Raw genomic sequence first — 11,015 nt, forward strand, 5'->3', positions numbered from 1 at the left:
CGTGCTCGGGAGGCCGGCCGCGCGCCCGCAGCTCCGCGAGCGCGAACGCCCCGTCGCGCTTCGCCAGCCGCTTGCCGTCCTCGCCCAGCACCAGCGGCACGTGGAGGAACGCGGCGCGCCCAGCCCCAGCGCGGCGTAGAGCTGGAGCTGGCGGGGCGTGGAGGGCAGCAGGTCGTCCCCGCGCAGCACGTGGGTGATGCCGCTGGCCGCGTCGTCCACCACCACCGCGAGCTGGTAGCTGGCCACGCCGTCGTTGCGGCGCACCACGAAGTCCCCCACCAGCGCCTGGACGTCCTGCGCCTGGGGGCCCATCAGCGCGTCCACGAAGCGCACCTCGCCCGCCCGCGCGCGGAAGCGGTACGCGGGGGCGCGCGTGCGGGAGCGCTCGGACACCTGCGCGGCGGTGAGGTTCGCGCAGGTGCCCGGGTAGCGCGGGCCTTCGTCGGACAGGCCGTGGGGGGCGCTGGCCGCGCGGGCGATCTCCGTGCGCGTGCAGAAGCACGGGTAGATGAGCCCCTCGCGCTCCAGCTTCGCCTGGGCCTCGCGGTAGACGCCGTCGCGCTCGCTCTGCACCAGCGGCGTTTCGTCCCAGCCCAGGCCCAGCCAGCGCAGGTCCTCGTAGAGGTCCTGGAGGAACTGGGGGCGGCAGCGCGCGCGGTCCAGGTCCTCGATGCGCAGGAGGAACGCGCCGCCCGCGGCCCGGGCCTGGAGCCAGCCCAGCAGCGCGCTTCTCACGTTGCCCAGGTGCATGCGGCCGGTGGGGCTGGGGGCGAAGCGTCCTCGCATCGTGACCGCCACCATAACTTCCCCGCCCGGGGCGCTGGGAGAGAATGCCCCGCTGCCCGCTTCCGTTTCGTGGGATGTGACTTCCTCCATGCGCTTCCTGCACTGCTCCGACGTCCACATCACCGAGGACTACTTCGCCCTGCCGCTGCGCAAGCTGGGCTGGCGCCGCTGGGTGGCGCTCGTCGAGCTGACGGCGGGAGGCCGGGCGAAGGCCTACCGGAACGCGCAGGCCACGCTCTCCGCCATCGCTCGCGACGCGGGGACGCACGGCGTGGACCACTTCATCCTGTCCGGCGACCTCACCGCCTACGCCCTGGAGGGCGAGTTCCGCGCCGCCCGCGCCGCGCTGGGCCCCCTGGCCCCGACGCCCGCGCGCTGCACCGTCATCCCCGGCAACCACGACGTCTTCACCCCCGGCGCCGCGCGCAGTGGCCGCTTCGCCCGGCACTTCGGGGACCTGCTGGAGAGCGACCTGCCCGACTACCGCCGCGAGGGCGCGTTCCCCTTCGTGCGGCTGGTGGGGGAGGGCGCCGCGGTGGTGGGGCTGTGCTCCGCGCGCCCGCTGCCCACGCCGGGCCTGTCCTACGGCAGCGTGGGGCCCGCGCAGCTCGAGGGCCTGGCGGCCCTGCTGAAGGACGCCCGGCTGGACGGCCGCGCCATCCTGGTGGTGGTGCACCACGCGCCGAGGAGCCCCGCGAACCACGCGGACGGCTGGCACCACGGGCTGCATGACGCGGACGCGCTCCTGAAGCTGCTGCCGGGGCCGCGCTTCGCGGTGCTCCACGGCCACATCCACCAGCGCTACCACCACCCGGCCACGCAGGACCGGCCGCATCTCTTCGGCGCGGGCTCCTCCACCCAGGCGGGGAAGGAGGGCTACTGGCTCATCGAGGTCCAGGACGGCCTCGTCGTGGGCGGCACGAAGCACGTGCCCGCGCTGTGACAGTTCTCCCGGGCGGCGGTACAAGGGGCGCACATGACCCCGGTGCCCCCGCCCCCACCCGCTGAGTTGTCCCTGGAGGAGTACCGGTTCCTGCGCCAGCTGGGGCGTGTCACGGACGACCTGCTGGAGGAGAGCCTCCGGGAGCGCGAGACGCTCACCCAGTGCTTCCGGCGCTGCTTCCCCACGCTGCTTCAGCACCTGGGCGCGCGCGGCATCGCCGTCACCACGCGCGACGAGGAGCTGGTGGAGCAGACGTGGAGCGAGGGCGACTGGGGCGGCGTCTTCCCCGGGGGCCTCCTGGCGGGGCCCATGGGCCTGAGCGTCCACGACACGGGCACGCTCCTCACCCAGACGCTGGACGTGGCGGGCTCACCGGTGGGCACGCTGGGCGTGCTCTACGCGGGCCGCCGGGCGACGCGGGCGTCACGGCGAAGCGCCTGCGCGCGCTGGACGTGGTGGCGGAGGAGCTGGACACGGTGCTGATGCTGGTCCACACCGCGTCGGAGAAGCACCAGGTCATCCTCCAGTGCAACGAGCACCTGGCCAACCCCGTCTTCGAGGCGGGCATGGACCACGCGGTGCGCACGCTGGCGCAGCGGGTGCGGTTGCCGGGCTTCCTCCTGCTGTACCGCGACGCCGTGAAGCCGCACGTGCTGCACTACCGCACCTACCGGCACGGGCAGCTGGAGTACGAGAGCGGAGAGCAGCCTGGCGCGCCGCTGGAGTCGCTGCTGCACCAGCACGGCACGCGGCTCTTGCACGGGGACGCGGGCGTGCTCAAGCGCCTGTTCGACGGGCGCACCACGGAGGCCGTGCTCATCTCCGCGGCCACGCGCAGCGAACCGCTGGGCAAGATTGTCGTCTGGAGCAACGAGGGCTTCTCCGCGTACGCGATGGACCTCATCCGCGTGCTGGCCTCCACGCTGAGCCAGCGCCTGCTGGACTACAACCGCGAGCGCATCCACCTGTCGCAGTTCTTCCCCACGGGCGCCATCGACGCGCTGCTGGAGGACCCGGACTACGCGCGGCACCTGCGCGCGCAGGTGCAGGAGGTGGGCATCCTGTTCGCGGACATCAACGGCTTCACCCGCATCTGCGAGCAGGGCTTCGACAGCCCGCGCAGCATCGGCCGGTTCGTGGACGAGTGGAGCGCGCGCGCCGTGGACTGCATCTGGGCGCACGGCGGCGTGTTCGACAAGATGGTGGGCGACTGCGTCATCGGCCTCTTCGGGCCGCCCTTCTTCCAGACGGACCGCGTGCGCCGCGCGGAGGCGGCCGTGCGCGCCGCGCAGGACATCCAGGCCTTCACCGCGGAGCTGAGCGAACGGGAGGAGGTGTCCGCGCTGTGCCGCCGGGTGGAGCTGCCGGGGCTGGGCGTGGCGGTGGGCGTCAACCTGGCCCCCGCGAACTGCGGCCTCTTCGGGCCCAACCGCAACTACACCGCGTTCTCCAGCGGCATGAACCAGGCCGCGCGCCTCCAGTCCCTGGCGGGCTTCCGGGAGACGCTGGTGATGGAGAGCGTGCACGAAGCGCTGAGGCAGTCGCGGGAGCCCTTCGTGCGCAAGCTCCAGTTCGGCCCCCTCACGGAGACGCCGGTGAAGAACGTGGCCCAGCCGCTGCGCCACTACCAGCTGAAGCCGTAGCGGCCGGGCGAAGGCCGCGTCAGGCCAAGAGGTGCGTGCCCGCGTAGCGGCGCGAGAAGTGGATCCACCGGCGCTCGTCCACCTCCACCTGCCACTCGCTGTTGGGCGTCAGCGGCAGGCGCTGCTTGAGGAAGCTCTCCAGGTGGTCCGCCGCCTTGAGGGGCGTCAGGCCCGGCGCGCGGAACGCGATGTGGAGCGTCACGTCCAGCGACGGCGCGACGTCCACCGACGCACAGATGCGCAGCGTGCCCACGCGGCGTTGGTACTGCGTGTCCGACGCCGGCCACGTGGAGGAGCCCTCGGGCTGCGGAGGCGCCTGCTCGAGCCAGTTGTCGGGGATCAGGATGAAGTCGAGCAGGTTGCTGCTCGCCTCTTCCACCGTGCCGTGCTCCTGGATGGAAAGCATTGCCCACCTCCGCCAGAGAAGCCGTTGGGGTTGCGTGGAAGTCGTCTTGAAGAATGTGCCCACGAGCCCATGCCACGCAAGGGCCCATGAACATCCGCTTCCCGCCCACACCTCGTTACGCGTGTGCAGGCGGAGCGGACGCTAGCGCCTGGGGGTGACACGGCAGGTCGGGTGGTGTGCCGCGCGACCCCGCACGTTGCTCAGGACGCGACGGGGAGGGAGCGGCGGGGCTTGCGCTCCACGGCGGCCTTGAGCTGGCCGCAGCCCGCGTCGATGTCGATGCCACGGCGCTGGCGCACCGTGCTGGGCACGCCGTGCGACGTGAGCACGTCCTGGAACGCACGCACCGCGTCGGGGACGCTGGGCCCGCCGTCATAGCCCACGGTGGGGTTGAGCGGGATGACGTTCACGTGCGCGTCCATCCCGTGCAGCAGCTGCCCCAGCGTGTGCGCGTGCTCCGCGGTGTCGTTGCGGCCGGCGATGAGCGTCCACTCGAAGAAGATGCGGCGCTTGCGCTTCGCCACGTAGTAGCGGCACGCGTCCATCAGCTCGTGGAGCGGCCAGCGGCGGCCCGCGGGCACCAGCGCGGCGCGCTCCGCGTCCGTCGCGCCGTGGAGGCTGACCGCGAGCTGCACCGGGCGCGCCTCGTCCGCGAGCCGGAGGATGCCGGGCACCACGCCCACGGTGGACAGGGTGATGAAGCGCGGCGCCAGCGCCAGGCCCTTGGGGTCCACGAGGATGTCCACCGCGGCCATGGTGTGCTCGTAGTTGTGCAGGGGCTCGCCCATGCCCATGAGCACGATGTTGCGCAGGCTCTCCCCTTGCGCGCGCAGGACGCGGGTGACGTGGAGCACCTGGCCCACGATTTCGCCCGGCGTCAGGTGGCGCGACAGCCCCATCTGCCCGGTGGCGCAGAACACGCAGCCCATGGCGCACCCGGCCTGCGTGCTCACGCACACGGTGGCGCGGCCCTTGAAACGCATCAGCACCGTCTCGATGGTCTGCGCGTCGTGCAGGCGCAGCAGCAGCTTGTGGGTGAGCCCGTCGCTGCTGAAGCTCTCATGGTGCGTGGCCAGCACGCCCAGGTGCGCGCGCTCCTGGAGCACGGCCTGGAGGTCCGGCCGCAGCCCGCCCACGTCGCCCGGCGCCGTCACGCCGTCGCGGTACAGGCCCGTCCACACGCGCTCGCGGTACTGGGGGCTGAAGCCCCAGCCGGCGAGCCGCGCATCCAGCGCGGGGCGGGGCAGGTCATAGAGGTTGACGGTGGCGTCCGGCATGACGGGGCCTGGGATAACACACCCGGCGCCGCCGCACCCGGGCCCGCCGGCCTGGAGGGCGGCCAGGAGAGCAGCCCACGGAGCGCGCGCACGCGGTGGCGGGCCCGGGGGCGTGGCGGCGTCCAGCGGGTGACACCTCGCGTGCGAGCGTGCCGCGTCGTGCCAATCGTGCAGGGCCTATGGGTCTGGCCATCCAGCAGGAGGAGTTCACGCCGGAGGAGCATGCGCGGTTCGTGGCGCGGCTCGCGGAGAGCCTGGAGGCGCTGCGCCAGGTGCTCCAGCGTCCCGGCTTTGGCGTGGGGCCCGTGACGATGGGCGCGGAGCTGGAGGTGGCGCTGGTGGACGGCGCGGGCTCGCCGCTGCCGGTGAACCAGCAGGTGCTGGCGAAGTCGAAGGACGACCGGCTCACGCTGGAGCTCAACCGCTTCAACATGGAGATGAACCTGCGTCCCTCGCTGCTGGCGGGGCGGCCGTTCACGGGGCTCCAGGCCCAGCTGGACGACGTGCTGGCGGAGCTCAGGCGCGCGGCGGCGACGGAGGGCGCGCGCGTGGCGGCGGTGGGCATCCTCCCCACGCTGCGGCAGGCGGACCTGGGGAAGAACGCGCTCACGCCGCAGCCGCGCTACCGGGCGCTGGCCACGGCCATCCGCGGGCGGCGCGACGGGCCCTTCCAGGTGGCCATCGCGGGCGACGACACGCTCAACCTCACCTGGGAGGACGTGACGCTGGAGGGGGCGAACACGTCGCTCCAGCTCCACCTGCGCGTGGCCCCGGAGGACTTCGCGCGCGTGTACAACGCCGCGCAGCTGGCCACCGGGCCGGTGCTGGCCGCGTGCGGCAACTCGCCGGTGTTCCTGGGCAAGCGGCTGTGGGAGGAGACGCGCGTGGCCCTCTTCCAGCAGGCCACCGACGACCGCAGCGACAGCGACGAGGCCGCGCACCTGCACCCGCGCGTGACGTTCGGCCACGGCTGGGTGCGCGAGGGCGCGCACGAGCTGTTCGCGGAGGCCGTCGCGCTCTACCCGCCGCTGTTGCCGGTGATGGGGCAGGAGTCCCCGCTGGAGGTGGTGGCCGCCGGGGGCCTGCCGAAGCTGGAGGAGCTGCGGCTGCACCACGGGACGGTCTGGTCGTGGAACCGGGCCGTCTATGATCCGCACGGGGAGGGCCACCTGCGCATCGAGTTCCGCGCGCTGCCGTCGGGCCCCACCGCGGTGGACATGGTGGCCAACGGCGCGTTCCTGCTGGGGCTGACGCTGGGGCTGGCGGAGCGGGTGGACGCGCTGCTGCCGGCGCTGCCCTTCTGGCAGGCGCGGCGCAACTTCAAGCAGGCGGCGCACCACGGCCTGGGCGCGACGCTGCTGTGGCCGGCGGAGGCCGCGCCCAGCCCCCGGGTGATGTCGGCGGTGGAGCTGGTGAAGCAGCTCTTGCCGGTGGCGCGGCGCGGGCTGACGGAGGCCGGCGTGGACGCGGCGGAGGCGGACGGGCTCCTGGACATCATTTCCCAACGGGTGGCGCTCCAGCGGACCGGGGCGCGCTGGCAGCGGGCGGTGCTGGAGCGGCTGGAGGCGCACATGCCCCGCCAGGACGCGCTGGCGGCCATGATGGAGCGCTACCTGGAGCTGTCAGAAGAAGGGCTGCCGGTGCACACCTGGCCGGTGGAGCGCTGAGGGCCGGAGGCCGCACGAGGGGGCTCTTGTCGGGACGGGGCCGTCGCGGTGAATAATCGCGGCATCCTGTCGGTCAGCCTGCGGGCCACGCGCCTCGCGCTGAAGGGTGCCGTTTCCGTGATTGCCTCCTTGTTCGCTTCGTTCCGCTCCGGCGCTCGCCGGAAGTCCTTCCTCGTGCCCGCGCTGTTGTGCGCGGGCGCGCTCACCGCGTGCACGACCACCCGGAGCCACGCCAACGACCTGGCGGAGAAGGGCCGCTTCGTCGAGGCGGCCGAGGTCTACGTGAAGCTCGTCCAGGACGAGCCCAACAACCCGGAGTATCGCGCGTCGCTGGAGGACCTGCGCTGGCGCGGCCTGTCGCAGCTGCTCACCCAGGCGCGGCAGGCGCGCGTGGAGGGGCGGGACGAGGACGCGGAAGTGAACCTGGAGCAGTTCTTCACCTACAAGGCGAAGTGGAGCTCCAAGCTGGACGGCGGCATGGAGAGCTCGCTGCTGGAGGAGATGGCCGGCACGCACCGGCACCTGCGCCAGTTCATCATCGAGCCGGCGAAGCAGGGCCACGCGCTGACGGCGGAGGCGCGCCTGGACCGCAAGCGTGCGCTGCTGGGCAACCCGGAGATGGCGCCCATCCGCCGCGACATGGAGGAGGCGGTGGCGCAGGGCGGCGCGGCGACGTGCGCGAAGCTGAAGCAGTCGCTGTCCGGCGGCGCGCAGCACTGGACGGAGCTGGTGTCGCGCTACTGCGGCCACTACCAGCAGCCCGCGCCCCGCGCGGGGATGTTCCCGGAGGCGCTGGGTGGGCCCACGTGGCAGGTGTCCGTGGATGGCATCAGCAACGACGTGGTGCAGTACCTGATGACGCGGCTGTCGGGCGCGTTCGAGGCCTCGCCCTGGTACTCGGAGGCGTCCCAGCGCTACGTGCCCCTCACCATCGCCGGGAGCCTGAGCGAGCGGCGCATCAGCGAGCCCGTGCGGCTGACGGCGACGTGGACCGAGCGCGTGCCGTACACGGACCACGAGGACCGCACCGCGACGGCGGAGGTGCCGTACTCGGTGGAGGAGTCCTACGAGGAGAAGGGCGTGATGAAGAAGCGCCTGGTCCGTCAGACGAAGAAGGTGGAGTACAAGACGACGGTGGAGGTGACGAAGTACCGCGACGTCTCCCGCTCCTTCGACTACCACGCGCAGCGCCGGGGCGTGGAGTACCACTTCGCGGTGGTGGCCCAGGGCTTCCTCCAGGAGCGGCACGCGCCGCTGGCGGTGAAGGCGGAGAAGTCCCTGGAGGCCTCCGGCTACGAGCACAACATCACCTTCGAGCCCGGCGGCGTGCGCCCGCAGAAGTTCGAGCGGCCCAACAAGGAGGGCTGGCTGGACGGCCAGCTGCGCGGCTACGAGCAGACCTTCTTCGCGTCGCTCCTGTCGCGCTGGCAGGAGTCGTTCTGCAACGCGCCTTCCTTCGCCATCGAGGACGCGGCCCGCTGCGCGCGCGGCGGCGCGGAGCTGCCCGCCCCCGCGAGGCAGGCCCTGCTGGACACGCTGGGTGACGACGCGGCGCAGGTGCACCGCCTGTTCGTCTGGAACTGAGGTCCCTCGGCGCGCGGGGGCGTGGCCTCAGCCCTCGTCCTCCGCGCCCTTGCGCAGGCCCAGCATGCGGCGCAGCTCGCGCGCGGACTGGCGGCTCACCTCCACCGCGTGGCCCCGCGCCGTGCGCGCCAGGTATCCGCCCGTCTCCAGCGGCTCCAGCCGCGTCACGTGCGACAGGTTGAGCAGCGCGCGGCGGTGCACCCGGTGGAAGTGCTCCGGGGGCAGCTTGTCCGCCAGCTCGTTGAGCGTGAAGTCGGTGAGGAAGTCGCCCTGCGCGGTGAACACCGTCACCAGCTCGTCCTCCAGCGACGCGTGGGAGATGGCGTCCGGCGACACCAGCACCAGGCCCTGCCGCGTCGGGATGGGCAGCCGCGTCAGCGCCGGCTTCTCGGCCACGGGCGCCGTCGGCTGCGCCACCGGGACAGGCTTCATCCGCGCCGGCAGCCGCGCCCGCGCGCGCTCCAGCGCCTTCTGCAGCCGCGCCGCCTCCACGGGCTTGAGGACGTAGTCCACCGCGCCGTGCTCGAAGGCGTTCACCGCGTGCTCCGCGTGGGCGGTGCAGAAGATGACGTGGGGGCCGCCCTCGGGCAGCAGCGCCATCGCGTCCAGCCCGCTCAGCCCCGGCATGTGGATGTCCAGCAGCACCACGTCCACGCCGCCCGCGCGCACCGCCGCGAGCACCGAGTCCCCATCCACCGCCTCGCCGCAGACGCTCACGTCCGGCAGCGCGGCCAGCAGGCGGGACAGGCGCTTGCGGGCCAGTAGTTCATCGTCGGCGATGAGGACGCGCAGGGGCTCTCTCACGTGAGGACTCCGGGTTGGGGGCCCTGGCGGGGCAGGGTGACGGTGACGCGGGTGCGCCCGTCGGCGCTCTCCAGCGACAAGAGGGCGTGGCCGCCGTAGGCCAGCGCCAACCTGCGCTCCACGGTGGGCAGGCCCACGCTGCCCTCGCGCGGACCCCTGGACGCGCCGGGTTGTCGATGGACACCCCCACCGCCCCCTCGCGCGCCACCACCTCCACGGTGAGCGGGCCCCGGTGGCCGGCCGCCGGGCCGTGCTTCACCGCGTTCTCCGCCAGCGGCAGCAGCAGCAGCGGCGGCACGGGCACGTCCGCGAGCCCGTCCGCCACGTCCATGCGCAGCTGGAACAGGTCCGGGTCTCGCAGCAGGTGCAGGTCGAAGAGCGTGCGCATCAGCTCCAGCTCCTGCGACAGCGGCCAGGTGACGCTGCGCACGCCCGCGAGCACCGAGCGCAGCATCGTGGACAGCCGCAGCACGGCGGCCTCGGCGACGGCGCCGTCCTCGCGGCACCACTCCGCGATGGCGTTGAGCGTGTTGAAGAGGAAGTGCGGATCCAGGTGGCTGCGCAGGGCCAGGAGCTGCGCCTGCTCGGCCTCCCAGGCGAAGCGGGCGGCGCGGGCCCGCTCGTGGGCCAGCGTCTCTTCAAAGCCGATGTCCCGCCCCAGCCCCCAGCCCGCGACGAGGAACAGCCCCCGCAGATGGCCAGGTTGTACGGCTCCGACAGGAAGGTGTCCTGCATGTGCGTGACGCGCGGCAGGGCGTAGCCCACCGACAGCACCACGCCGCTGCCCACCGCCGCGTAGAGCAGCAGGCGGATGCCGCCGTGGCTCAGGTCCAGCCCCTCCGGGAAGAGCACCCGGTACGACACGGGCGCCACCGCGACGCACAGCAGGCACAGCAGGAGGCCAAGCCAGAACGCGCGCGGATCCACGCTCCAGCGCACCTGGGCCGCGAGCAGCGGGAGGGACACCAGGACGATGGGCGCCAGCCGCCACGGCGCGACGAGCGCGCGCAGCGTGGCGCGAACGATGGAGCCTTCCGACGACGTCTCCGGCATGCGGAAGCGGAAGGCTACACCGTCCCGCGTCCTAGCGCTGGGGGACGGGCGCGGGGACGAGGTCCAGGACGAGCGTCCCGGCGAGCACCGCTGGGAAGAAGAGGACGGCGAGCACGAACAGGAGCGGCGAGCGCAGTGAGAACATGGGGGGTTTCTCCAGTGTCCGTGAAACATGCCCACGAACTCTGGCACTGCCCCAGGGACCCTCCGGGGAGGGTTGCCCCCGGCCGTCGCGAGTCCGGGGTGAGCGGTCGCTCAGGCGCTCCGGACCGCTCCCGCCGCCTCCCCGCCCAGCGCGTCCGCCAGCCGCGTCGCCTCGCGGATGCAGTCGTTGACGCCCACGCCCCGGTACGCGTTGCCGGTGAGGTGCAGGCCGGGCCAGCGCTTCAAGCGCTCGTCCACCGCCGCCAGCCGCTCCAGGTGGCCCACCGTGTACTGCGGAATCCCGCGCGGCCAGCGGATGACCTCCGTCAGCTCCGGCGTCGCGGTGAGGCCCGTCATCGCCTTCAGCTCCTCGCGCGCCAGCGCCGCCAGCGCGTCTTCATCCCGGGCCACCACCTCCGGCCGGCGCGCGCCGCCCAGCAGGCACGTCAGCAGCACCCGCCCGCCCTCCACGCGGAAGGGGAACGTGGTGGAGACGTGGATGGTGCCCAGCACCGCCTTGCCCTCCACCGCCGGCACCAGGAACCCGAAGCCGTCCGGCTTCGGCACCGTCCCCGGCGCGAAGCCCAGGTGCACCACGGCGATGGGCGCGTACGGGATGCTGTCCGCCTGCCGCGCCAGCTCCGCGTCCAGCGGGCGCAGGAGCGCCGCCGCCACGTGCGCGGGCACCGCCAGCACCACGTGCGACGC

General features: G+C 73.1%; 10 protein-coding genes and 1 pseudogene. 5 read left to right on the top strand and 6 right to left on the bottom strand.

The annotated features are described in order from the left end of the window. Positions 1-801: pseudogene (gluQRS, locus tag ACLEQD_RS26810) on the bottom strand (tRNA glutamyl-Q(34) synthetase GluQRS); the annotation flags it as partial. A 73-nt stretch (positions 802-874) separates the two neighbouring features. Between gluQRS and ACLEQD_RS26815 the strand changes: the two are divergent. Genes ACLEQD_RS26815 through ACLEQD_RS26825 form a run of 3 tightly spaced genes read left to right on the top strand, consistent with a single transcriptional unit; the run spans position 875 to position 3,372 of the window. Continuing rightward, on the top strand, positions 875-1,729 hold the full coding sequence (locus ACLEQD_RS26815; protein ID WP_410387793.1) for a metallophosphoesterase family protein: 855 nt from the start codon (positions 875-877) through the stop codon (positions 1,727-1,729). 33 nt (positions 1,730-1,762) lie between these two features. Further along, the gene (locus ACLEQD_RS26820) at positions 1,763-2,212 is read left to right on the top strand and encodes a hypothetical protein (protein WP_410387794.1); all 450 of its coding nucleotides are present in this window, start codon (positions 1,763-1,765) and stop codon (positions 2,210-2,212) included. Next, entirely contained in the window at positions 2,185-3,372 is a 1,188-nt protein-coding gene (locus ACLEQD_RS26825) for an adenylate/guanylate cyclase domain-containing protein (RefSeq protein ID WP_410387795.1), read from the top strand. The genes ACLEQD_RS26820 and ACLEQD_RS26825 overlap by 28 nt, the downstream gene beginning before the upstream one ends. 19 nt (positions 3,373-3,391) lie before the next feature. On the opposite strand, the gene ACLEQD_RS26830 is transcribed toward ACLEQD_RS26825, so the two are convergent. Together ACLEQD_RS26830 and rlmN are read right to left on the bottom strand one after the other, a co-directional pair. Then, on the bottom strand, positions 3,392-3,778 hold the full coding sequence (locus ACLEQD_RS26830) for a hypothetical protein (RefSeq protein WP_171419480.1): 387 nt from the start codon (positions 3,776-3,778) through the stop codon (positions 3,392-3,394). Between the two features lie 200 nt (positions 3,779-3,978). Then, positions 3,979-5,055, bottom strand: coding sequence for a 23S rRNA (adenine(2503)-C(2))-methyltransferase RlmN (gene rlmN / locus ACLEQD_RS26835; RefSeq protein WP_410387796.1), 1,077 nt, complete (start codon positions 5,053-5,055; stop codon positions 3,979-3,981). A 179-nt stretch (positions 5,056-5,234) separates the two neighbouring features. Here rlmN and ACLEQD_RS26840 point away from each other — a divergent pair, with 179 nt between their 5' ends. Further along, positions 5,235-6,722, top strand: coding sequence for a glutamate--cysteine ligase (locus ACLEQD_RS26840; protein ID WP_410387797.1), 1,488 nt, complete (start codon positions 5,235-5,237; stop codon positions 6,720-6,722). A gap of 117 nt (positions 6,723-6,839) precedes the next feature. Continuing rightward, complete coding sequence (locus ACLEQD_RS26845) at positions 6,840-8,306, top strand: hypothetical protein (protein WP_410387798.1); 1,467 nt, start codon at positions 6,840-6,842, stop codon at positions 8,304-8,306. 27 nt (positions 8,307-8,333) lie between these two features. Here the strand turns inward: ACLEQD_RS26845 and ACLEQD_RS26850 are convergent, their stop codons facing one another. The 3 genes from ACLEQD_RS26850 to hemG all read right to left on the bottom strand — a co-directional run. Next, entirely contained in the window at positions 8,334-9,110 is a 777-nt protein-coding gene (locus ACLEQD_RS26850) for a LytR/AlgR family response regulator transcription factor (protein ID WP_410387799.1), read from the bottom strand. Further along, positions 9,073-10,101, bottom strand: coding sequence for a histidine kinase (locus tag ACLEQD_RS26855; RefSeq protein ID WP_410387800.1), 1,029 nt, complete (start codon positions 10,099-10,101; stop codon positions 9,073-9,075). The genes ACLEQD_RS26850 and ACLEQD_RS26855 overlap by 38 nt, the downstream gene beginning before the upstream one ends. Before the next feature lie 317 nt (positions 10,102-10,418). Then, the coding region (gene hemG / locus ACLEQD_RS26860) for a protoporphyrinogen oxidase (RefSeq protein WP_410387801.1) at positions 10,419-11,015 on the bottom strand (597 nt) is incomplete at its 5' end.

It is taken from the genome of Corallococcus sp. 4LFB, from assembly GCF_046520365.1.
In the GTDB taxonomy this organism is placed as follows: Bacteria; Myxococcota; Myxococcia; order Myxococcales; family Myxococcaceae; genus Corallococcus; species Corallococcus caeni.